19 protein-coding genes are annotated in these 22,499 nt (G+C 69.6%); 14 read left to right on the top strand and 5 right to left on the bottom strand.

Features of this window, described 5'->3' with window-relative positions; genetic code table 11:
- Positions 1–358: 358 nt before the first annotated feature.
- Positions 359–1,876: a tRNA (N6-isopentenyl adenosine(37)-C2)-methylthiotransferase MiaB gene (miaB, locus tag BN13_RS12870; protein ID WP_048547455.1), complete on the bottom strand. Its 1,518-nt coding sequence runs from the start codon at positions 1,874–1,876 to the stop codon at positions 359–361.
- A gap of 260 nt (positions 1,877–2,136) precedes the next feature.
- Between miaB and BN13_RS12875 the strand changes: the two genes are divergently transcribed.
- The 5 genes from BN13_RS12875 (at position 2,137) to BN13_RS12895 (ending at position 7,362) form a co-directional block, all read left to right on the top strand.
- Positions 2,137–2,898 carry a LamB/YcsF family protein gene (locus BN13_RS12875; protein WP_048547457.1) on the top strand — a complete coding sequence of 254 codons (762 nt, stop codon included), beginning with the start codon at positions 2,137–2,139 and terminating at the stop codon, positions 2,896–2,898.
- Positions 2,899–2,904: 6 nt separating this feature from the next.
- On the top strand, positions 2,905–3,525 hold the full coding sequence (locus BN13_RS12880; RefSeq protein ID WP_048549149.1) for a 5-oxoprolinase subunit B family protein: 621 nt from the start codon (positions 2,905–2,907) through the stop codon (positions 3,523–3,525).
- A complete protein-coding gene (locus BN13_RS12885; RefSeq protein WP_048547460.1) occupies positions 3,522–4,376 on the top strand; it encodes a 5-oxoprolinase subunit C family protein in 855 nt (284 codons plus the stop codon). Before BN13_RS12880 ends, BN13_RS12885 begins: the two co-directional genes overlap by 4 nt.
- Positions 4,377–4,397: 21 nt before the next feature.
- Positions 4,398–5,048 (top strand): DUF6891 domain-containing protein, encoded by a 651-nt coding sequence (locus BN13_RS12890; protein WP_157038585.1) that lies wholly within the window; start codon positions 4,398–4,400, stop codon positions 5,046–5,048.
- 154 nt (positions 5,049–5,202) lie between these two features.
- Positions 5,203–7,362, top strand: a complete 2,160-nt coding sequence (locus BN13_RS12895) for a RecQ family ATP-dependent DNA helicase (protein ID WP_084733746.1) — start codon at positions 5,203–5,205, stop codon at positions 7,360–7,362.
- 22 nt (positions 7,363–7,384) lie between these two features.
- Here the strand turns inward: BN13_RS12895 and BN13_RS12900 are convergent, their stop codons facing one another.
- The gene (locus tag BN13_RS12900) at positions 7,385–7,576 is read right to left on the bottom strand and encodes a CsbD family protein (protein ID WP_048547463.1); all 192 of its coding nucleotides are present in this window, start codon (positions 7,574–7,576) and stop codon (positions 7,385–7,387) included.
- A 130-nt stretch (positions 7,577–7,706) separates the two neighbouring features.
- Positions 7,707–8,387 carry a membrane protein YczE gene (yczE, locus tag BN13_RS12905; protein ID WP_048547465.1) on the bottom strand — a complete coding sequence of 227 codons (681 nt, stop codon included), beginning with the start codon at positions 8,385–8,387 and terminating at the stop codon, positions 7,707–7,709.
- A gap of 61 nt (positions 8,388–8,448) precedes the next feature.
- Between yczE and yczR the strand changes: the two genes are divergently transcribed.
- The 8 genes from yczR (at position 8,449) to BN13_RS12945 (ending at position 21,206) form a co-directional block, all read left to right on the top strand.
- Positions 8,449–9,903 carry a MocR-like transcription factor YczR gene (gene yczR / locus BN13_RS12910; RefSeq protein WP_048547467.1) on the top strand — a complete coding sequence of 485 codons (1,455 nt, stop codon included), beginning with the start codon at positions 8,449–8,451 and terminating at the stop codon, positions 9,901–9,903.
- 48 nt (positions 9,904–9,951) lie between these two features.
- Positions 9,952–10,320 (top strand): VOC family protein, encoded by a 369-nt coding sequence (locus BN13_RS12915; protein ID WP_048547469.1) that lies wholly within the window; start codon positions 9,952–9,954, stop codon positions 10,318–10,320.
- A gap of 222 nt (positions 10,321–10,542) precedes the next feature.
- The gene (gene recA / locus BN13_RS12920; RefSeq protein ID WP_048547472.1) at positions 10,543–11,589 is read left to right on the top strand and encodes a recombinase RecA; all 1,047 of its coding nucleotides are present in this window, start codon (positions 10,543–10,545) and stop codon (positions 11,587–11,589) included.
- Positions 11,590–11,600: 11 nt separating this feature from the next.
- On the top strand, positions 11,601–12,236 hold the full coding sequence (locus tag BN13_RS12925) for a regulatory protein RecX (protein WP_235434039.1): 636 nt from the start codon (positions 11,601–11,603) through the stop codon (positions 12,234–12,236).
- Between the two features lie 141 nt (positions 12,237–12,377).
- On the top strand, positions 12,378–14,465 hold the full coding sequence (locus tag BN13_RS12930; protein ID WP_048547475.1) for an acyltransferase family protein: 2,088 nt from the start codon (positions 12,378–12,380) through the stop codon (positions 14,463–14,465).
- Entirely contained in the window at positions 14,462–15,526 is a 1,065-nt protein-coding gene (locus tag BN13_RS12935; RefSeq protein WP_048547478.1) for an SGNH hydrolase domain-containing protein, read from the top strand. Before BN13_RS12930 ends, BN13_RS12935 begins: the two co-directional genes overlap by 4 nt.
- Positions 15,527–15,603: 77 nt before the next feature.
- Entirely contained in the window at positions 15,604–20,319 is a 4,716-nt protein-coding gene (locus tag BN13_RS12940) for an ATP-dependent helicase (protein ID WP_048547481.1), read from the top strand.
- 14 nt (positions 20,320–20,333) lie between these two features.
- The gene (locus BN13_RS12945; RefSeq protein ID WP_048547483.1) at positions 20,334–21,206 is read left to right on the top strand and encodes a DNA-formamidopyrimidine glycosylase family protein; all 873 of its coding nucleotides are present in this window, start codon (positions 20,334–20,336) and stop codon (positions 21,204–21,206) included.
- Positions 21,207–21,247: 41 nt separating this feature from the next.
- Here the strand turns inward: BN13_RS12945 and BN13_RS12950 are convergent, their stop codons facing one another.
- Positions 21,248–21,583, bottom strand: coding sequence for a helix-turn-helix domain-containing protein (locus BN13_RS12950; RefSeq protein ID WP_048547486.1), 336 nt, complete (start codon positions 21,581–21,583; stop codon positions 21,248–21,250).
- Positions 21,584–21,698: 115 nt separating this feature from the next.
- Positions 21,699–22,268: a CinA family protein gene (locus tag BN13_RS12955; RefSeq protein ID WP_235434040.1), complete on the bottom strand. Its 570-nt coding sequence runs from the start codon at positions 22,266–22,268 to the stop codon at positions 21,699–21,701.
- On the opposite strand from BN13_RS12955, the gene BN13_RS19660 reads away from it, so the two are divergent.
- Positions 22,261–22,499: hypothetical protein (locus BN13_RS19660; RefSeq protein ID WP_048547488.1), on the top strand; the 239-nt coding region annotated here is incomplete at its 3' end. The two genes, BN13_RS12955 and BN13_RS19660, sit on opposite strands and share 8 nt — an antisense overlap.

Raw genomic sequence — 22,499 nt, forward strand, 5'->3', positions numbered from 1 at the left:
CCCCCCCCCCCCCCCCCCCCGTTGCATGTTTCAGGTCCTCATCTATGCAGCTCAGAGCCACCCGCCCGAAAGGGTGAAATCCGTCAACTCGTGGCGCGTCAAGGCCTCTTCCGACAACTTCTTCGGGTAGAAATTGCCATGGATCGGCTCCATGGCACCGCCGCCGGGAGACTGACACACAAGCTGGCGTGCGCGGACTCCTCGCACGCACCGAACAGCCGGTGGGTCATCCGACCCGGAGCGGGGGACGATGGCCCACCGGCGCTGTCGTTGGAGCCACGCGGGTGACCGATTGGCCCTCCGGCGGAACATAGGTTCTGCCGGAGGGCTTTCGTCTTGTGCTGGCTTGCGCGCGGGCTCAGCAGCCCGGGCGGATGGCAGTCGGCGGCGGGGCGCCGAGGGACGGCATACCCAATGAGACGGCGGGCTTGACGATCGGGGCGCCGGCGTGGGCACCCTCGTTGAGCGCAGTCCAGGCGTCGCCGCCGGGGCTGCGGCGCACGGCATACGCACCGCCTTGAATGCCCGAGTCGGCGATCAGGTGATGGGGCGCGCCATAGGTGACCCCGACGGTCACGAGGTCGCCGGGACGGGCGCGCTCGGCGCCCTCGGGGACCGAGAAATGCACGAGTCGGTTGTCGCGGGCGCGGCCGGACATGCGTGCGGTCGCCTCGTCCTTGCGGCCTTCGCCAGGGGCGACGAGCACCTCGACGTCGTGGCCTTCTTGCTTGCGATTCTCCGCCCAGGAAACCTCCTCCTGGAGCGCGATGAGCCGATCGAAGCGTTCCTGCACAACGGCTTTCGGGAGTTGGTCAGGCATCGTGGCGGCGGGCGTGCCCGGGCGGATGGAGTACTGGAAGGTGAACGCCGAGGAGAATCGGGAGGCCGCAACGACGCGCAGGGTCTCGTCGAAGTCGGCATCGGTCTCACCGGGGAAGCCGACGATGATGTCGGTGGTGATCGCGGCGTGCGGGATCTGCGCGCGGACCTTGTCGAGGATGCCGAGGAACTTCTCCGAGCGGTAGCTGCGGCGCATCGCCTTCAGGACGCGGTCGGACCCGGACTGAAGGGGCATGTGCAGTTGCGGCATGACATTGGGGGTCGAGGCCATGGCGTCGATGACGTCTTCGGTGAAGGCCGCCGGGTGTGGGCTGGTGAAGCGCACCCGCTCGAGCCCCTGGATGTCGCCGCAGGCGCGCAGCAGCTTGGCGAAAGCGCCCCTGTCGCCGAACTCCACGCCATAGGTGTTGACATTCTGGCCGAGCAGCGTGACCTCGATAACTCCTTGGGAGACAAGGGCTTCGATCTCGGCGAGGATCTCGCCGGGGCGGCGGTCCTGCTCCTTGCCGCGCAGGCTGGGGACGATGCAGAACGTGCACGTGTTGTTGCAGCCGACGGAGATCGAGACCCACCCGGCATACGCGCTGTCGCGGCGCGTCGGGAGTGAGGAGGGGAAGACCTCCAGGGATTCGAGGATTTCGACCTCGGCGCGCTTGTTGTGGCGGGCGCGGTCGAGCAGCGCCGGGAGCGAGCCGATGTTGTGGGTGCCGAAGACGACATCGACCCACGGGGCACGCTCGACGATGGTGCCGCGGTCCTTCTGAGCCAGGCAGCCGCCGACGGCGATCTGCAGATCAGGCTTCTTGAGCTTGGCCTGGCGCATTGTGCCGAGATTGCCGTAGAGCTTGTTGTCGGCGTTCTCGCGCACTGCGCAGGTGTTGAAGACGACGACATCGGCCACCTCGGGCCGCTCCCCCGCCGGGAGGCTGGCGATGTCGACATAGCCCGCCGTCTCGAGCAGGCCGGAGAGCCGCTCGGAGTCGTGGACGTTCATCTGGCAGCCGTGGGTGCGGACGTCGTAGTACTTCTCATTCATCGCCTGTCAAGGGTACGTGCTGCGCCCGACTCCCCGTCGCGTGAGGCTTTCTGGCCCGGGTGAGGCTTTCTCGCCGAGGTGAGGCTTTCTCGCCGAGGTGAGGCTTTCCGCGGGGCTGGTGAGGCTTTCTCACGCTCGTGAGGCGTTATAGCGCCTCACGGCATCACAAAGCCCTCACGCGCCGGAACGAAAGCCTCACCACCGGGACGAAAGCCTCACCACCGGGCCATGGAGAGCCGGGTGAGCGCGACAATGATCCGGTGAGCACGATCGATCTCAATGCCGACCTCGGGCAGGGCTTCGGGCGGTGGTCGCTGACGGACGATGCCGGCCTGCTGGATGTGGTCACCAGCGCGAATGTCGCGTGCGGCTTCCACGCCGGCGATCCCGTGACGATGCAGCGCGTCTGCCGGTTGGCGGCGGAGCGGGGCGTGGCGATCGGGGCGCAGGTTTCCTATCGGGACCTGGCGGGTTTCGGGCGGCGGTTCATCGACGTCGAGCCGGCCGAGCTGACCGCGGACGTGATCTATCAGATCGGGGCGTTGGAGGCCTTTGCCCGGGCGGCGGGCACGCGCGTGTCCTATGTGAAGCCGCACGGCGCGCTCTACAACGCGGTCGTGCACCACGAGGCGCAGGCGGCGGCCTTGGTGGCCGCCGTCTTGTCGTATGACGGGCAGCTCGACGTCCTCGGCCTGCCCGGGTCCCGCTGGCTCGCCCTCGCCGGGGAGGTCGGATTGCGCACTGTCGCAGAGGGTTTCGTGGATCGCGGCTACACCGCTCAGGGCACGTTGGTGCCGCGCTCGGAGGAGGGCGCGTTTGTCGAGGAGTCGGCGATGCCCGCCCGGGCGGTGCGTATGGCGCGTGAGTGCCTCGTCGATGCCGTCGACGGATCGCCGGTCCCGGCAGCGGTCGAGAGCCTGTGCGTGCATGGCGACTCCCCCGGTGCGCTCGCTAACGCCCGTGCGGTGCGCGCGGCATTGGAGGGCGCCGGGGTGCGGCTGGCTGCTTTCGTGGCGGAGTGAGTGCCGGTGCAGCTGTTGCCGTGTGGCTCCGAAGCGCTTCTGGCGCAATTTGATTCGCTCGAGGAGGCGCTGGACTTCGATGCGGCGGTCGGCGCCGCCGCGATCCACGGGGTCGTCGAGACGGTGCCCGCGGCGCGGACCGTATTGGTCATTTTCGACCCATTAGCGACCGGCCCTGATCTGCTCGCCGGGCACTTACGGCGCGTGGCTTCCCGGCCTGCGTCCCCGCGGCCCGCGGAGGCAAACCAGATCATCGAGATTCCCGTCGTCTATGACGGGCCGGACCTGGATGGCGTCGCCCGGCACCTAGGGATCGCGCCCGCGGAGGTGGTGGGACGGCATACGGCGTGCCTGTGGCGGGTCGGGTTTGCGGGCTTCGCCCCCGGCTTCGCCTACCTCCTCGGCGACGGCTCGCTGGAAGTGCCGCGCCGGGCCGAGCCGCGGGTGCGCGTCCCGGCGGGGTCCGTGGCATTGGCCGGGGAGTTCGGCGGCATCTATCCGCGCGACTCCCCCGGCGGCTGGCAGCTCATCGGCCGAACGGACGCGGTCCTGTGGGACGCCGCACGACCCGAGCCAGCTTTGATCGTGCCGGGGCGGCACGTGCGGTTCGTGGCGGTGGCGCCATGAGTTTCGTGATCGAAGCGCCCGGCATGATGGCGTCGGTGCAGGACCTCGGACGGCCCGGGTACGCGCGGCTCGGCGTCAGTCGCGGTGGGGCCGCGGATCGCGGCGCCCTGCGCCTGGCGAACCGGCTTGTCGGGAATCCGGAGGATGCTGCCGGGATCGAGGTCACCGCCGGCGGCTTCCAGGCGTATGCCGAGCGCGACCTCCTGCTCGCCGTCACCGGCGCGGTGGGTCCTGTCCGGATCGGCGGGCGCGCGGTGGGGACGAACGCGCCGGAGACGTGGCGGCACGGTGAGTCACTAGAGATTGGCGCGCCCACGGCGAGCCTGCGTTCCTATCTCGGCGTCGCCGGCGGCGTCGCGACGACGGTGGTGCTGGGGTCACGGTCATACAGCCGGCTCGGGGACCTCGGCGCGCCCCTGAGTGCCGGCGAGCGGGTTCCGGTGGGGCGAGCCCCCGGCAAACATCCCGTGGTGGAGCATGCCGCGGTGCCGCCGCCCGCGACCTGCGAGCTGACCCTCGCGGCCACCCTGGGGCCGCGCGCGGGCTGGTTCGACGAGGCGGCCCGCGCGACGCTGCTGGCCGAGTCCTTCACGGTCACCGGGGAACTGGACCGCACGGGCATACGCCTGGACGGGCCGGCCATCCACCGGATGACGGACGCGGAGTTGCCGAGCGAAGGGATGATGCGTGGCGCCGTGCAGATCCCCGCTGGTGGGCGACCGATCATCTTTCTCAGTGATCACCCGGCGACGGGTGGCTACCCCGTGCCGCTGGTGCTGACGCCTGCTGCTGCGGACGCGGCAGCCCAACTCGTGCCGGGAATGTCGGTGCGGTTCGCCCTGTGCGGCTAAGGGATTGGGTTGGATAGGCGCATGACTGAACCCATGCCTCGCGAGCCGGTCACCCGGGGTCACGCCACGTTCCAGAGCGCCTACCCGCCGAGCGAGGAGACCTTCGCTGGCGACATCATGCTGCGGCTGGCGGGCGGGGTGTGGGAGGACACCGACGAGATCCGCGACCACTTCGTGGAGACGGCGGAGGATATTGACGACTACTACCCGGACGGGCCGGCAAGTGCCGACGACGTGCCGGCGATCTTCGACCGGGTGCTCGCGGAATATCGCCGCGTGGTGACCGATGTGTCCTATGACGCGGCGTTCCTGACCGCGCTGCCGGAGCTGCTGCTGAGCCGCGGCATCGTCATGTCGTGGGGCGACGGCTTCGACACCGGCGAGGCGGTGGAGTATGCCGCGGAGCTCGCCGAGGTGGCCCGGGACGAGGGCTATTCGGTGCGCGGCTACGCCTATGTGCACACCCAGGACATCGACCGGTTGGTGATGACGGGGCACCTGTTCGTCGGATTCGGTGTTTTCGGCGACCGTGATGATGCGGCTGCTCGCGCGATCGGGCAGGAGATCGTCGACATCCTGCGCGCCGCCGACCTGCCGGTCGAGTGGACCGGCAGCGCCGACGCCCGCATCGAGTCCCAGCCGCTGCTCTACGAGTTCCCCATCGACGACTGAGTCGGGTTGCGGCGGTGCACTTTTCCGCCCATTGCCGGAACGTGGACATACGCAACGGATCATTACCGTTGCGTATGTCCATGTTTTCTCCCATGAGCGTGGCTGCCATTGGCGGACGGCGGGGTTGTCGGTGGCGCGGCATACGGTCTTGGGTATGACGAAACTCGCCACCTCCGCCACCGAGGCTGACCGCGGCACGCCTGAGCGCGACGCGCCCGCGCCCCTGCTGTCCGGCGCCACCGCCGCGCTGCGCCGGCTCGTCGGGCGGGAGGATGCGCAATTCCGAGATGGGCAGTTCGACGCGATCGAGGCGTTGGTGGCTGGCCGGGCGCGGGTGCTGGTGATCCAGCGCACCGGATGGGGGAAGTCGGCGGTCTATTTCGTCGCCACCGCGCTGCGCCGGGCTGAGGGCGCCGGCCCGACGGTCATCATCTCTCCCCTGCTCGCGCTCATGCGCGACCAGATCGGTGCCGCCGAGCGCGCGGGGATTCGAGCGGTGACGATGAACTCCGCCAATGCGACCGACTGGGACGACGTGCGTGCTGCTCTTGCGGCGGACGAGGTCGACGTGCTTCTCGTCTCGCCGGAGCGGCTGAACAACCCGCGCTTCCGCGAGGAGCAGTTGCCCGATCTCGCGCGTCGGTGCGGGCTGCTCGTGGTCGACGAAGCGCACTGCATCAGCGACTGGGGTCACGACTTCCGGCCCGACTATCGCCGCATCCGTGATCTGCTCGACGGCCTGCCGCCGGACACGCCCGTGCTGGCGACCACCGCCACCGCTAATGCCCGAGTGGTCAGTGACATCGAGGCGCAACTGGCCACTGGCGGGGGTGCTGTGACGACGATCCGCGGCGGGCTCGCTCGGGATTCGTTGCGACTGGGCGTGCTGCGCTCGATGAGTCCAGAGCAACGCTTGGGCTGGCTGATCGCGCATCTCGGCGATCTTCCAGGCAGCGGGATCGTCTATGCGCTGACCGTCAGCGGTGCGGAGGACATCGCCTCGGCGCTGCGGGCGGCGGGGTACGAGGTGGCGGCATACACCGGGCGGACCGATCCCGCCGATCGCGAGCGACTCGAAAACTCGTTGCGGCACAACCACATCAAGGCGCTCGTGGCGACATCTGCACTCGGTATGGGCTTCGACAAGCCCGACCTCGGGTTCGTCGTGCACGTGGGAGCACCGTCGTCGCCGGTCGCCTACTACCAGCAGGTTGGTCGCGCGGGCCGTGCTACTGAGCGCGCCGACGTCCTCCTCCTGCCCGGCCCGGAGGACCAAGACATCTGGCGCTACTTCGCCTCCGTGTCCATGCCGCGCGAGGAGCAGGCCACTGCGGTCCTGACGGCGCTCGCGGAGGCCGGTCGGCCCCTCTCCACCGCAGCCATCGAGACCATCGTCGACATCCGGCGCACGCGCTTGGAGCTGTTGATGAAGGTCCTCGACGTCGACGGCGCCGTCAACCGGGTCTCGGGGGGCTGGATGTCGACCGGGCACGCGTGGACGTATGACGCTGAGCGCTACGCCTGGGTGGCTCAGCAGCGGCAGGCTGAGCAGGACCAAATGCTCGCGTATGAACGTGGCGGTGAGTGCCGAATGGCTTTCCTGCAGATGGCCTTGGACGACGAGACCGCCGCGCCGTGCGGGAGGTGCGACAACTGCGCTGGTGTCTGGTTCCCCACCGACGTGCCCGATCGCCTGATCGGCGCCGCACGGGATCAGTTGACGCGGGTCGGCGTGCCCCTCGAGCCGCGGGCGATGTGGCCGACGGGCATGGACCGCCTCGGCGTCGCATTGAAGGGCAAGATCCCTCCTGGCAGCCAAGCCGAGGAGGGTCGCGCACTTGCCCGGCTCTCCGACCTCGGCTGGGGTCAGCGGTTGCGATCTCTCCTCGCGGCGGACGAGCCCGTGCCAGCCGAGTTGTTTCGTTCCGTCGTGCAGGTGCTCAAAGAATGGGGATGGCAGGAGCGGCCGGTGGCGGTGGTCTCGATCCCCTCACGTGCTCGGCCGCACCTGGTGCGGTCACTCGCGGCCGGGATCGCCGAGATCGGGCGCCTCCGCGACCTGGGTGAACTCGACCTCATCGACGGGGGCCCGGTCGGGGATGCGGGCGGCAACTCCGCCTTCCGGCTGGCCGGCGTATGGCAGCGCCTCGCCGTGAGTGCATCGCTAGCCGACGCCCTGGCCGGCATCCCCGGACCCGTGCTGCTGGTCGACGACTACGTCAACTCGCGCTGGACGATGACCGAGGCGGCGCGAATCCTGCGGGACGCCGGCGCCCCGGCCGTTCTTCCGTTGACCTTGGCGGTCGACGGATGAACGGCCGAGGGATGACGTCCGGCTACTTGAAGGCGTCCTTGACGTCGTCGACAGCGCCCTTGACCTTCTCGCCGGCCTGCTTGAAGCTGGCGTCGGCCTGGTCGGCCTGACCTTCGGCCTCCAAAGACTCGTCGTCCATCGCGCGCCCGGCGGTCTCCTTAACCTTGCCCGCGGCGTCTTCGGCAGCGTTGCTGATCTTGTCACCAATTCCCATGGTCACATTCCTTTCGCTTGGGGCTTCCAAGCCTGACGCAACCACCCTGCGAACGGGTGATTAGCCGCCAGCCAATCCCCGTGACCTGCGGCTTTGTCGAATGACATTGCGTGACAGGAAAGCCACCGCCCTACCGGGCCGGCGGGTGCACGCGCACGGTGAGGATTGGCAGGAAGAACTGCACGATGGGTCCGATCAGCACGGCATACAAGACGGTGCCGAGGCCGACCGTGCCCCCGAGGAACCACCCGAGCACGAGAACCGTCACCTCGATCGAGGTCCGAACCAGCCGGATGGACCTGCCGGTGCGGCGGGCAAAGCCAGTCATCAACCCGTCGCGCGGGCCCGGCCCGAACTGGCTCCCGATGTAGAGCGCGCCCGCGAGCCCATTGGCCACGATGCCGCCCAGCAGCAAACCCCAGCGACCGACCAGATGCTCGGGAGCGGCCAGGAACCGCAGCGTCGCATCCGTGGCCAGTCCGATGAGCACCGAGTTGAGGAGGGTGCCGAGCCCCGGCCACTGCCGCAGGGGGATCCACAGCAGCAGCACCAGGAAGCTCGTGACGATGACCACGGTGCCGAAGCTCACGCCCCAGTGCGTCTGGACTCCCTGATGGAAAACGTCCCACGGATCAAGACCGAGACCACTGCGGAGCATCATGGCCATGGACACGCCATACAAGACCAACCCGATGATCAACTGCACGAACCGGTGCGTCCCGCGGCCGGCGCGCAACTGCTCGATCGGTGTCATCGGCAATAGGTCGACGCTGCGCGCGAGCCCGCGTCGGGCGAGGTGAAGGGGCGACATAGCTCAAGAGTGCCCCATAAGTGGACTGTCTTTCTATAGCCACTTGTGACATGGTGGCCTTATGACTGCGGCGCTGACTCCGGCTGTTTCCGCAGCCCGCCTTGGCCGTCTCCTCGGACCCGAAGCCCTCGAACGACCCGCCTACCGATCCCTGGCCGGCGCGATCATGGCCCTGCTGGCAGACGGCCGGATCGCGTCGGGAACGCGCCTACCCAGCGAACGCGAACTCACGACCGCCTTGGGATGCAGCCGCACCACCGTCACTAGTGCGTATGCCGTGCTGACCGACCGCGGCTACCTCACGACGCGCCGCGGCTCGGGCTCGATCGCGCGGATCCCCGGCAAAGCGGTCGCGGCCAGTCGCGCGTTGTCCCCGGCGGCCGACCTCGACCCCGATGCGATCGACCTGACCTGTGCGGCAACGCGGGCCCCGTCGGGCATCCTCGACGCCTATCGGTCCGCCGTGGCCGAGTTGCCGGCCTACCTCGGCGACAACGGCTATGCGCCGGTCGGCCTGCTTGAGCTCCGAACGGCGATCGCCGATCGCTTTCGGGAGCGGGGTCTGCCAACCAACGCAGATCAGATCCTGGTGACGTCAGGGGCGGTGGCCGGACTGGCGATCGTCACCCGCGCTTTACTGCGCCCACGGGACCGCGTCGTCGTCGAGAACCCGACCTACCCCAACGCCCTGGAGGCATTGGGCCGCAACACCTCGCGCATCATCACCATCCCCGTGGACGAGGAGGGGCATGACTTGGCCGAGGCGGAGCGGGTGCTGGGCAACAGTGGTGCGCGTGCGGCATACCTCATCCCGGATTTCCACAATCCAACCGGCGCCCTCCTCGACAACGCCGGGCGAGAACGCCTGGCCGCCGCCTTGGCGAGGGCCCGGGTGCGACCGGTGATCGACGAAACCATCACCGAAGTCGACCTCGACGGCGGGCCGGCGGCGCAGCCCTTCGGCGCCTTCGCCCCAGAGGCCATCATCCTCGGGAGCGCCGCGAAGGCCTTTTGGGGTGGGCTGCGCATCGGGTGGATTCGGGTCCCGCGGACGCTGGCCGCGTCGATGCTGGACGCCCGGGCGACCCTCGACCTCGGCGCGCCGATTCTGGAACAACTCGTGCTCACGACCCTGCTGCGGACTCACGACGGTATGCCGCACGACCGTCGCCACGAGTTGCGATCGGCCCGTGACGCAACGGCCGCGGCCTTGCGCGAGCACCTGCCCACGGCGCGGTTCACGTCGCCGCGAGGCGGACTCAGCCTGTGGGTCGACCTCGGTGACGTCAACGCCGGCGCCGTCGCGCTGGCGGCGGGCGAGCGCGGCCTTCTGCTCGCCGCGGGCCCGAGATTCGCGCCCGCCGGCGGCTTCGAGCATCACATTCGGATGCCGTATGTCGCGGATCTTGCCTCGATGACCGACGCCGTCACCCGCTTGCACGGCGCGATCACCCACGTGCGCGAGATGGGCAGGGCCGGCCTCGCGGCTCGGTTACCCCACGGCTTCGTGGCCTAGCCGCCCACGACGCCGTGCCCGCGAACTCGGCCATGACACAGTGGGCGCATGGGTGGATTCCGCATCGAGCGACTGCAGCACGTGCAACTGGCGATCCCGGTCGGCGGGGAAGACCAGAGTCGGTCCTACTGGGTCGACCTGCTGGGCTTTGAGGAGGTCGCCAAGCCTCCGCTGCTGGCTGTCCGCGGCGGGTGCTGGTTCAGGCACCAGGAGTTGGAAATGCACATGGGCGCCGAACAGGACTTCATCCCCGCGCGCAAGGCCCACCCCGCGCTGCTCGTGGCCAACCTGGATGCGCTGGCCGACACGCTGGCGGGAGCCGGGTTCTCAGTTCGCTGGAGCGACGAGGTTCCGGGCACCAGGCGGTTCCACACGGACGACACATTCGGCAACCGGCTCGAGTTCATCGAGGCCTGACCATCCCCGACACGCCGAACTGGTGCGTGGCGTTCTTCGAACATAATTTCGGGTACTGTCGTCCACAGGCGTGAGAACGGCAGGATTCGCGTTCATCCACAGGCTCCCCGCCCGACGGATGAGGGTTGTCGGTGCTCACCTCTAGCGTCTGACTCAACCCGGTTTCCGCCGGGCCGGGTCGCCGGTAGGCGCGTCCAGAATCGAGCAGAAGGTGGTGTCGTCATGGCGGTCAAGCCCGACGAGGATCAGAAGACCCGCGCCCTCACGAGCGTGATGGGGCAAATCGAGAAGAGTTTCGGCAAGGGTGCCGTGATGCGGCTGGGCGACGACGTTCGCCCGCCGATCGAGGTCATCCCGACAGGCGCGATTGCGCTCGATGTCGCGCTCGGCATCGGCGGCCTGCCACGGGGGCGCGTGGTCGAGATCTACGGCCCGGAAAGCAGCGGCAAGACCACCGTCGCACTGCACGCCGTTGCTAATGCACAGCGCGCCGGCGGCATCGCGGCGTTCATCGACGCCGAGCATGCCCTCGACCCCGAGTACGCCAAGAAGCTCGGCGTCGACACCGACGCGCTCCTGGTGAGCCAACCCGACACGGGCGAGCAGGCACTGGAGATCGCCGACATGCTGATTCGCTCCGGCGCGATCGACATCATCGTCATCGACTCCGTTGCGGCCCTGGTGCCCCGGGCGGAGATCGAGGGCGAGATGGGCGACAGCCACGTCGGCCTCCAAGCCCGCCTGATGAGCCAGGCGCTGCGCAAGATCACCGGCGCCCTCAACAACACGGGCACCACGGCGATCTTCATCAACCAGCTCCGCGAGAAGATCGGCGTCATGTTCGGCTCGCCCGAGACGACCACAGGTGGCAAGGCATTGAAGTTCTATGCCTCGGTCCGCCTCGACGTCCGCCGCATCGAGACCCTCAAGGACGGCAGCGAGCCGGTCGGCAACCGCACCCGCGTCAAGGTGGTCAAGAACAAGGTCTCCCCGCCCTTCAAGCAGGCCGAGTTCGACATTCTGTATGGGCAGGGCATCTCCCGCGAAGGCGGGCTGATCGATATGGGTGTCGACCAGGGCTTCGTGCGCAAGTCCGGCGCTTGGTATACCTACGACGGCGATCAGCTGGGCCAGGGCAAGGAGAACGCCCGCAACTTCCTCAAGGACAACCCCGATCTCGCCAACGAGTTGGAGAAGCGGATCAAGGAGAAGCTCGGGGTCGGCCCGCGCGTCGACGCGCCGGCCACTGAGGTCCCGGTCGACTTCTAGGGCGCCCGGTCGTGAAGCCCGACCTGACTCAATTGCGCGCCGCGGTCGCCCGCATCGAGGCTGGCGCTGGCGCTCCTGACGTTGGCGGCGTTCCGTCGGCAGATGGAGCGCCGGCGGCGGAGGCCGAGCACGAGGTTGACGCCGCACCGGGGAGGGCCGCGGCGCGCGACCTGCACGCAGTGGCTCGAACCATCGCGTTGCGGCAACTGGCCAACACGCCCAAGACGCGCCGTCAACTTGAGGCAGCGCTGGCCAAACGTGGTTGCGATCCGGAGGTCGCCGCGTCCGTCCTTGACCGCCTGACCGAGGTCGGGCTCGTCGACGATCTGGCGTTCACCGAGGTCTACGTCCGCTCGAAGCAGACCTCGCGTCGACTGTCGCGGTCCGCCCTGGCCAGAGAACTCGAAACCAAAGGGGTGGCCAAAGACACGGTCGCGGAGGTCCTGGATCGGGTCAGCGATGCCGAGGAGGAGGACCGCGCTCGGCAGTTGATTCGATCTAGGCTTACACGCCTGGACGGACTCGACCGGCAGGTCAAGGTCCGCCGGCTGGCAGGGCTCCTGGCGCGCAAGGGCTACCCCTCCAGGATCGCGGGCCGGGTGATCTTCGACGAACTCGACGCGATCGCCGAACACCGCCGAGACTAATGCCGAGCTCAGTCGGCAGGGATCCTGGGGCGTCGCCGATCGGGCCGGTCACCGTCGCGAGCGTCGCACCAGCGCGAGCCGGTAAACTCGACCTCCGGCCCGCTCCCGGGCGGACGACCCTTCGACCACGACGACGCGCCGGTGACTCAACAGACTCTCGCCCCTTCCCCGAGCACTCCTGCCGCGGCCCCGCGCGGTTTTCGCCCTGACGTCGAAGGCCTGCGCGCCATCGCCGTCGGCACGGTGCTGTGGTACCACGCGGGCTTGCCCGTCCTAAATGGCGGCTTCGCGGGCGTCGACATCTTCTTCGTCATCTCCGGCTTCCTGATCACCGGCCAATTGGTGCGAGAGGTCGAGCGCGACGGACGGATCAGCCTCCCGCGCTTCTATGCCCGACGCGCCAAGCGGCTCTTCCCGGCGGCCGCGGTGGCCCTGATCGCCAGTGCCATCCTGACCCGGCTGACCCTCTCCCGAACCGACTGGGAGACGTTCGGCGGCGACATCGTGGCCGCCGCCGCCTATTTCGTGAACTGGCGATTCGCGTCGCGGGCCGTCGACTACTTGGCCGAAGATGTCTCGCCGTCGCCGGTGCAGCACTTCTGGTCGCTAGCCGTTGAGGAGCAGTACTACATCGTCTGGCCGCTGCTGCTGTTGCTGCTGGCGATCGTGATCCGGCGGCGCGGGTGGCCAACCCGCCCGACGATGGGCATCGGCCTTGCCCTGATCGTCATCCCGAGCCTCATCTGGTCCGTCTATCTCACCCAGACCAATCCGGCCCGCGCCTACTTCGTGACCACGACGCGACTCTGGGAACTCGGCATCGGCGCCCTCGTTGCGATCGGTGCGGCGACATGGGGCCGCATACCCCCACGCTGGGCCGCCCTCCTGGCCTGGGCGGGCCTCGCCCTCCTGTCGATCGGGGTCCTCGTCCAAACGACAGCGACCCCGTGGCCGGGTTCGGCGGCACTCGTCCCCGTGCTCGGCGCGGCCGCCGTCATCGCTGGGGGTTTCAACGCCGGTCCGGCCGGTCCGGTGCGCCTGCTCGGCCTTCGGCCGATGGTCTGGATCGGCGGGCTGTCCTATTCCCTCTATCTGTGGCACTGGCCCCTGGTGGTTGCCGCCACCGGCCGGTGGGGCGAGCTCAACAACTGGCAGGGCGCGGCCGTCGTGACGGCGAGCGTCATACCGGCCTGGCTCACCCACCATTTCGTCGAGAACCCGCTGCGCCACAACAAGGCCGTGTCGGCCAGCACCCGAGTTGCGCTCTCCCTCGGTCTTGTCTGCTCGCTCCTCGGCGTAGCCGCCGGCGGCTGGCTCGCCCATGCCGGCACTAGTAGCGGGTTCGCCAGCGCAAAGCCCGGCAGTTCGGTGGGCGCCGAAGCGCTGGGCAACGGCGCCGACCCCGCCACTGCGCTCAAAATCGACATGCATCCCACGTCGATGACCCCGGACCCGCTCAAAGCCACCGCCGACGTCCCGAAGCTTTATGCCGACGGCTGCCAGGTCGCGCAGCCGTCGGTCGAGGTGCTGTCCTGCGACTACGGCGACACCAAGAGCAAAAAGATCATCGCCCTGGTCGGCGATTCGAAGATGGTTCAGTGGCTGCCGGCCGTCGATGCCATGGCCAAGGACAACGGCTGGCGGATTCGCACCTACGCCAAGTCGTCCTGCCCGTGGAACCCCAACCCGATCCGCCACAAGAATGCGGCCTACACCGCCTGCGTCACCTGGGGTCAGAAGGTCCTCACCCTCCTGACCGGCAAACAGAAGCCCATGCTGGTGCTGACCTCGGGGATCCGCAGTGCGGCATACGACGTCAAGACTGGTGAAGAAGAGCAGAGCCTGATGGTCGACGGCTATGTCGACTATTGGTCCGCGCTGGCGAAAGCCAAGGTGCCGGTCGTCGCCATCGCGGACACCCCGCAACCCGGCAAGATCGTCTACGAGTGTGTGCTCAACCATCACGACGACCTCATGACGGCCTGCAAAGGTGACTGGAATCGAGGAACCGGAACCGCCGCGCTCGAGGCCGCCGTGAAGCAGGTGCCAACCGCCCGGTTCGTGGACCTCAACCCCTGGATCTGCCCCGCCGAGCAGTGCTGGCCGGTGATCGGCGGCGTGCTCGTCTATCGCCAGGGCTCCCACATCACGGCGACGTATGCCGCGTCGCTCGCCCCCGAGTTCGCTCGCCAAGTCGTCCCTCTGGTCAAGGAGTTGACCCGCGGGTGAGGCGCGGAAATCGCCACCCTTTCGCCACGACCCTGGTCGGGATCGCGGCGTGCATCGCCTTGCTCGGGGCCGTGTTCCTGCCCCTGGCCAATGGCCCAACCAGCCCCCAGAACCCATCGTCGGTTGCGTCACGGTCAATGGCGGCACTCTCGCCAACTGAAACCACCACCGAACCGTCACCGACCCCCACTCCGCAACCGCTCGGTGCCGCCGTCTTCGCCTCGGCCGACCCTGCCTCCGCCACCAGCCCCGTCGCGCTCAACCCGCAGCGGATCGGCGCGCTCGATCTGGTCAACACCACCGACTTCACGGCCCCGGACGAGGCGTGCCAGGTGGGCCAAACCGACGAGCGGGTCGTGACGTGCGGGGCGGGCGACCTGTCAAGCACCCGAATCATTGCCCTGGTCGGGGACTCCAAGATCGGCCAGTGGCTCCCGGCGCTCGATGTCCTGGGCAAGACCCACGGATGGCGCGTGCGGATCTATGTCAAGAGTTCCTGTCCGTTCGCGAATGCGGTCGTGCGGTGGCGGACCGGCCCCTACCCCGAGTGCCCGGCCTGGGGCGCGAAGGTCCTCGACCGATTGCTCGGCGACGAACGGCCGGATGTCGTGCTCACGTCGGCGGTCCGCGGCGGGGCCTACTCCGCCGACGGGATAGAGCGGCGCGGTGCCCTGGTCACGGGCTACGTCGACTATTGGCAGCGACTGACCAAGGCCGGCGTCCGTGTCGTCGCTGTCGCGGATACCCCGCAGCCGCCGCCGGAACGGGACATCCGTGAGTGTCTCCTCGGAGCAACCGGTGACTTCCAGGATGTGTGTAGCTACGCCTACGGTCCGGGTTATGGCACCCCGGCCTTGGCCGCCGCCGTCGGCGCGGTTCCCGGAGCGGCGATGGTCGACCTCGACGACTTCATCTGTCCCGCCGACGCGTGCTGGCCCGTGCTCGGGGACACGATCGTCTACCGCAACGGCTCCCACCTCACCAGGGCGTATGCCGCGTCCCTCGCCCCCGCCTTCTGGGAGGCCCTCGCCCACGCGCTCCCGGACGTGGTCCACCCCTGACCCACAGCCGCCGCAAAACCGACTCCGAGTTCACGAACGGACCGGTTGTCGGTGGCGGGTGGCAGGCTGACACCACCATGAACGAACCGGCCACCCCAGAGCCCGCACTAAGCCAGCGCTCCGACGACGTGTTGGAGCGTTTCTCCCCGGCAACCGCTGCGTGGTTCCGCGGCAGCTTTACCGCGCCAACCCCTGCGCAGGCGGGCGCGTGGGACGCCGTGAGCTCCGGGCGGGATGCCTTGGTCGTCGCCCCGACGGGTTCGGGCAAGACCCTCGCGGCGTTCTTGTGGTCCTTGGATCGACTCCTTCGCGAGCCGGTCCCCGAGGAGCCGCTGCGTCGGTGCCGAGTCGTCTATGTATCCCCGCTGAAGGCTCTGGCCGTAGACGTCGAGCGCAATCTGCGCGCCCCCCTCGTTGGCATCGGGCATGCCGCGCACCGCCTCGGCGCCTCAGCGCCCGAGGTCACCGTCGCCCTACGCTCGGGTGACACACCCGCCGCCGACCGTCGGGCCTTCGCCAAACGGCCGAGCGACATCCTCATCACCACACCCGAAAGCCTCTTCCTCATCCTGACCTCGGCGGCCCGCGAGGCACTTGCCGGCGTCGAGACCGTGATCCTGGATGAGGTGCACGCGGTGGCCGGCACCAAACGCGGAGCGCACCTTGCCGTCACTCTCGACCGGCTCGACGCCCTGCTGGAGCGGCCTGCGCAACGCATCGGCCTGTCAGCAACGGTGCGCCCGATCGAGGAGGTGGCGCGCTATCTCAGCGGTGGGCGCCCGGTCGAGATCGTGGCCCCACCAGCGGAGAAGTCCTGGGACTTGGAGGTGGTGGTCCCCATCCCCGACATGGCGGAGATCGGGACGGCGACCGGCGACCTCAGCGGCGCCGCCGCAGGACCGGAGCGGCGCGCCTCGATCTGGCCGCATGTGGAGGAGCGCATTGTCGACCTGGCGGCCCAGGCTCGTTCGACGCTGATCTTCGCCAACTCGCGACGGCTCGCCGAGCGCCTCACGGCCCGGCTGAATGAGATCTGGGACGAGCGCCACCAACTCGACGACTCGCTGATCGACGACGACAACGTGGGCAAGGATCGAAGCGCACCCGCGGACGCCCTCACCGCGGTCCGGCCAGGCGTAGCCCGCACCCCCGCGCAGGTCATGGCGCAAGCGGGCGGCTCGGCCGGCGCACCGGCCGTCTTCGCCCGCGCCCACCACGGATCGGTGAGCAAGGAGTCGCGTGCCGAGATCGAGGAGGCGCTGAAGTCCGGGCGCCTCCCCGCCGTGGTGGCCACCAGCAGCTTGGAGTTGGGCATCGACATGGGCGCGGTCGATCTGGTGATCCAGGTCGAGTCACCGCCGTCGGTCGCCAGCGGCCTCCAGCGCGTCGGCCGGGCCGGTCACCAAGTGGGGGCGACGTCGCACGGGGTGTTCTTCCCTAAGTACCGCGGTGATCTCGTGCAGAGCGCCGTCGTCGTCGAGCGCATGCGCGCTGGCGGCATCGAGGCGATGCGGGTCCCGGCCAATCCCCTCGATGTGCTCGCGCAGCAGATTGTCGCGATCGTGGCACTCGATGAGTGGTCCGTGAGCGACCTGCACGCCCTCCTGCGGCGGAGCGCGCCCTACGCCACGCTGAGCCGCACCATGCTCGACTCCGTCCTCGACATGCTTGCCGGGCGCTACCCGAGCGATGAGTTCGCCGAGTTGCGGCCACGCATCGTGTGGGATCGCCTCGCCGACACCATCACCGCCCGCCGCGGCGCCCAGCACCTCGCCGTGACCAGCGGCGGCACCATCCCCGACCGGGGACTCTTCGGCGTCTTCCTGGCCAGTGACGGACCCGGGCGCCGAGTCGGGGAACTCGACGAAGAGATGGTCTACGAGTCGCGCGTGGGCGATGTGTTCACGTTGGGCACGTCCAGTTGGCGGATCGAGGAGATCACCCACGACCAGGTGTTGGTCACCCCGGCTCCGGGCGAGCCCGGGCGCCTGCCCTTCTGGAAGGGCGAGACCCAAGGGCGCCCCGCCGAGCTCGGCCGCGCCATCGGGGCGTTCGTGCGCGAACTCGCCGGCGCGTCCGCGCAGCAAGCCCTGGAGCGCGCCCGCGCCGCCGGCCTGGACGCCTGGGCAGCGGACAACCTGGTGGCCTACCTCACCGAGCAGAAGGCCTCGACCGGGCATGTCCCCTCCGACACCACCCTGGTCATCGAACGCTTCCGCGACGAGATCGGCGACTGGCGCGTCGCGATCCACTCCCCGTTCGGTATGCCCGTGCACGCCCCCTGGGCGCTTTGTATCGCCGCGCGCATGCGCCAGCGTTACGGCGTCGAGGTGCAGGCGATGGCCGCCGACGACGGCATCGTCCTGCGCCTACCGGACGTGGAGTTCGACGACGGCGCCGATGCGGGCTCGGAGTTGTCGTCGCTGATCTTCCTCGATCCCGAGGAGGTCGACGACCTTGTCACCGGGCAACTTCCCGGCTCGGCCCTGTTTGCCTCGCGTTTCCGGGAGTGCGCCGCTCGGGCGTTGCTCCTGCCGCGTCGTCGACCTGATCGCCGCCAACCTCTGTGGCAGCAGCGCCAGCGTGCGGCCCAACTGCTGGAGGTCGCCGGCCGATACCCCGACTTTCCGATCGTGCTGGAGACCGTCCGGGAATGCGCTCAGGACGTCTATGACGTGCCCGGCCTGCGGGCCCTGATGGCGTCGGTGGCCGCCCGCGAGATCACCGCGGTCGACATCGTGTTGTCCCAGCCGTCGCCCTTCGCCCGGTCCCTCCTCTTCGGCTACGTCGCGGCCTTCTTGTATGAAGGTGACTCCCCCCTCGCCGAGCGCCGCGCCGCCGCATTGACCCTCGATCCGGGCTTGCTTGCCGAGTTGTTGGGCCGCGGCGAAGGCATCTCGCTGCGCGATCTACTCGACCCGCAGGCGCTCGCCCAGACGATTGCTCAGTTGCAGCGCCTCACCCCGGAGCGCCAGGCCCGCGATGCGGACGAGGTCACCGACCTTGTCCGGGTCCTTGGCCCGCTGACCCAGGCCGAGCTGGCGGAGCGGGTCGTTCCCGAGGTGCGAGCCAACCTGTCGGCCCACGTCGAGGAGTTGGTCACCGCCCGCCGGGTCATTCCTGTCCGCCTCGCCGGGGTCGAGCGACTCGCGCTCGCCGATGACGCGGCCCGGCTTCGCGATGCCCTCGGCGTCGCGCTTCCGGTCGGCCTGCCCGGGGTCTTCCTTGAGCCCGTCGCGGATCCGCTGGGCGACCTGCTGCTGCGCTACGCGCGCACGCACGGTCCCGTCACGGTCACCGAGGTGGCCGACTACTTCGGGCTCGGGCCGGCGATCGTCCACGACGGGTTGCGGCGCCTCGTCTCCACCGGCCGCGTCGCCGAGGGTGAATTCCTGCCGACCGGCACCGGCATCGAGTTCTGTGACGCCGAAGTGCTGCGCCTACTTCGACGCCGCTCGCTGGCGAGCCTGCGGGCCGAGGTTGAGCCGGTCGACACCTCGGCGTATGCCCGTTTCCTGCCCAGTTGGCAAGGTGTCGGCGGTCCCCTTCGAGGCGTCGACGGGCTCTTGCGCGTGGTCGAGCAGCTCAGTGGGGCGCTCCTGCCGGCCAGCGCGCTGGAGACGCTGGTCCTGCCGACCCGGGTCGCGGCATACTCCCCGGCGTTGTTGGACGAGGTCACCGCGGCGGGCGAGATTGTGTGGCAGGGGCACGGATCGCTGCCCGGCGACGACGGCTGGATCTCGCTCCACCTCGCGGATACGGCAGCGCTGACCCTCGCCGAGCCCGACGGCGACCTCGGCGCACTGGCCAGCGCCCTGCTGGAGTCCCTCGACGGCGGCGGCGCCTTCTTTTTCAACGCCTTGCGCGCCGCCCACCCGACGGCGAGCGAGGCCGACGTCACGGCCGCGCTCTGGGAGTTGGTCTGGAGCGGACGCGTCAGCGGCGACACCTTCGCCCCGATCAGAGGCCTGATCGCGGGCGGGCGGCCAGCGCACCGCCGACCTCCTGCCGCGGGCGGCCGCTCCGCCCGCTATCCGCGCCGAGGCTCGCTGGCCGGCCTGACGGCGGGATCAGCGCGGTTGCCCCGGATTGCCACACCGGCATCGGTCAGCGGTCGCTGGTCGATGCTCCCCGCGATCCAATCGGACCCGGCCGAGCGGGCCGTGCTCAACGCCGAGATCCTGCTCGACCGCTATGGGGTCGTGACACGCGGGGTGGCGGCCGCCGAGGAGGCCGAAGGGGGCTATGCGGCGGTCTATCGGATCCTCGCGGCGGCCGAGGAGGCCGGACGGGTGCGGCGCGGCTACTTCGTCGAGACGCTGGGTGCGGCCCAGTTCGCCACCGGCGGCGCCATCGACCGGCTGCGCTCGTTCGCAACCGTTCCGGGGGATTCCCCGAGCGGCGAGACCGCGCGGTCCGCCCCGGCGCTCGTGCTCGCGTCGACGGATCCCGCCAATCCCTTCGGCGCCGCGATCCCATGGCCCGAGCGTCCGGGGAGTGCCGGGCACCTGCCTGGACGCAAAGCGGGCGCATTGGTCGTCCTGAGCGACGGTGAACTCGTCCTGTACGTCGAGCGGGGCGGCCGGACCCTCCTGTCGTGGGAGTCCTCGCCGCAGCGGCTACGCGCCGCCGCCGATGCGTTGGCGTTGGCCGTACGCGATGGGGCGCTGGGACGCCTGACCGTCGAGAAGGCCGACGGTGAGTCCATCCTCGGCTCCGACACCCCGGTCGCCGCCGCGCTCTCGGACGCCGGGTTCCGGATGACCCCGCGCGGCCTGCGGCTGCGCCGCTAGGGCGGGCCCCGCACATGCCCGAAGGCGACACCGTCAACCGGACGGCCACGCGACTCGACCAAGCCTTGGCCGGCCAGCCGTTGACGCGCCTTGACCTTCGCTGGGGGCAACTCGGCGGACGGACTTTCCTCCCCGCGGCCACCCTCAACGTGACCAGCCGGGGCAAACACGTGCTTCACCGACTCGATACGGGCTGGACGGTCCACACGCACCTGCGGATGGAGGGCTCGTGGCGGATCATGGCGACGCCCGAGGTCGCCGCCGCCGCATTGCACCGCAACGATCTGCGCGCCATAGCGGCCACGGCTCACTGGACCGCATTCGGATTGAGATTGGGACTGGTCGAGGTGTGGCCCAGCCGCGAGGAGGCGGCACGCCTTGGCTATCTCGGCCCGGACATCCTCGGCGACGACTGGGATCTCGACGAGGCGGTGAGCCGGGTGCGGTCACCCTCAGCGGATGACCCAAGGGGCACGCTTGGCGCCGCCCTGCTCGATCAACGCAATCTCGCCGGCCTCGGCACCTTCTGGACCAGCGAGGCACTCTTCCACCAGGGACTGCCCCCTTGGCAGCCAGCGGCGGACGTCTCGGCGGACTCCCTGGCCGCACTCCTCACTCGAGCTCAGGGGCAGATGCGGATCGCCGCCGAGACCGGCGTCCAGTCGGCCACCGGGAGCACGCGGCCGGGTGAACTGGCCGCCATCCACGGCCGCTCCGGGCGCCCGTGTCGCCGTTGCGGCACAACGCTGCGCATCGCCCAGATCGGGCCAGAACTTCGGGTGCGGTGGTTGCCATACTGCCCGACCTGCCAAGGAGGACTCGCGCCCACCGATGACGGTCGGCCGATCCGACCGTTGGGTTCGGCGCCTCGGGCGCGTCGGCGGTGACCTCTGCACGGCCGCTGGGCCACGCTGAGGCGGCCGGTTAATCAGGCGGCGGCGACGCCGACCTCGACCTCGGACCGGTTATCGCCGAGCGACACCACTGAGGTCACCGACGTGACCGGCAGCGCGATGGCCGCGTTGACGGACTCTGCGACCGCGACTCGGCGCGCGACATCGTCCAAGACCTCGGACAGCGGAGTGTCCAGCGCGTGGCAGATGGCCGAAAGCAACTCCGAGGAGGCTTCCTTCTCGCCGCGCTCGACCTCACTGAGGTAGCCCAGCGACACTGACGCCGCCGAGGAGACCTGCCGCAATGTGCGCCCCTGGGACTGGCGGCGGGCGCGCAGCGCCTCGCCCAACTCCCGGCGAAGCACGATCATCGGCCACCTCCTAGAACGTCGTCGAGCCGATCGGTGATGCGGAACTACTGACCAACCTACCCGGCCCGACCGACAGCGCGTTCGGTGGGCTGGTCCGCCAGCCAGTGACAGAACGCTATCCGGCGCCTGAGGATTCCGGGCCGTTCCGCGAATCGACACTCCGGCCACGCACCGCTGCCAGCAGCAGCGCGAGGGCCGCCGACACGGACTGCTCACGGATGCTCGCCCGATCACCGCGCCGGTCGAGGCGTTCGACCGTGGGCGGGGAATTGACGGCGACGAAGACGCACCCCACCGGCTTGCCGTCCGCCGGCTCGGGACCCGCGACACCGGTCGTGGCCACCGCGAGGTCGCAGCTCAGCACCCTCGCGGCACCGGTAGCCATCGCGAGCGCCACCTCCGGATCAACGGCCCCGCGCTCCGCCAGCAATGCGGCCGGCACGCCCAGCACCTGTGCCTTTACCTCGGTCGCGTAACTGACCACCGCCCCCCGGTGGCACGCCGAGGCACCCGGTATGGCCGTGATGGCCGCACTCACTAAGCCACCCGTCAGTGACTCCGCTGTGCCGATCGTCAGCCCCGCCGCGGTCGCCGCCGCCACGACGTCGGCCGCCAGCCGCCGGACCTCCTCGGCGCGGGAGCCCATGTCCTCAGCGCCCGGCACCGGTGCCTCGCGAGTGGCCACTCTCCGGCTCCGCGTCCCCGACCCGCCGCGTGTCTCCCTCCCGCCGCGTGTCGCCCTCGCGCTGCGACTCACCCGGTCGGAACTGCTCTCCCCCGCGACGCTGCTCTCGCGAACGGGCCGCCGCATCCCGTGCCCGCTGGCCCGCATCGCGGGCGCGCTGACCAGCATCACGGGCCCGCTGGCCGGCATCCCGGGCCCGCGCCGCCGCCTCGGCGGCCGCTTCCTTTGCCC

The sequence above is a fragment of the Nostocoides jenkinsii Ben 74 genome (assembly GCF_001046875.1).
Taxonomy (GTDB): Bacteria; Actinomycetota; Actinomycetes; order Actinomycetales; family Dermatophilaceae; genus Nostocoides_A; species Nostocoides_A jenkinsii.

Bases quoted from the DNA above. Each gene is read 5' to 3' on its own strand.
- BN13_RS12915 (WP_048547469.1), top strand. From the start codon at position 9,952: ATGGGTGGATTCCGCATCGAGCGACTGCAGCACGTGCAACTGGCGATC.
- BN13_RS12940 (WP_048547481.1), top strand. From the start codon at position 15,604: ATGAACGAACCGGCCACCCCAGAGCCCGCACTAAGCCAGCGCTCCGAC.
- BN13_RS12895 (WP_084733746.1), top strand. From the start codon at position 5,203: ATGACGAAACTCGCCACCTCCGCCACCGAGGCTGACCGCGGCACGCCT.
- BN13_RS12885 (WP_048547460.1), top strand. From the start codon at position 3,522: ATGAGTTTCGTGATCGAAGCGCCCGGCATGATGGCGTCGGTGCAGGAC.
- BN13_RS12950 (WP_048547486.1), bottom strand. From the start codon at position 21,583: ATGATCGTGCTTCGCCGGGAGTTGGGCGAGGCGCTGCGCGCCCGCCGC.
- miaB (WP_048547455.1), bottom strand. From the start codon at position 1,876: ATGAATGAGAAGTACTACGACGTCCGCACCCACGGCTGCCAGATGAAC.
- BN13_RS12900 (WP_048547463.1), bottom strand. From the start codon at position 7,576: ATGGGAATTGGTGACAAGATCAGCAACGCTGCCGAAGACGCCGCGGGC.
- BN13_RS12945 (WP_048547483.1), top strand. From the start codon at position 20,334: ATGCCCGAAGGCGACACCGTCAACCGGACGGCCACGCGACTCGACCAA.
- BN13_RS12890 (WP_157038585.1), top strand. From the start codon at position 4,398: ATGACTGAACCCATGCCTCGCGAGCCGGTCACCCGGGGTCACGCCACG.
- yczR (WP_048547467.1), top strand. From the start codon at position 8,449: ATGACTGCGGCGCTGACTCCGGCTGTTTCCGCAGCCCGCCTTGGCCGT.
- recA (WP_048547472.1), top strand. From the start codon at position 10,543: ATGGCGGTCAAGCCCGACGAGGATCAGAAGACCCGCGCCCTCACGAGC.
- yczE (WP_048547465.1), bottom strand. From the start codon at position 8,387: ATGTCGCCCCTTCACCTCGCCCGACGCGGGCTCGCGCGCAGCGTCGAC.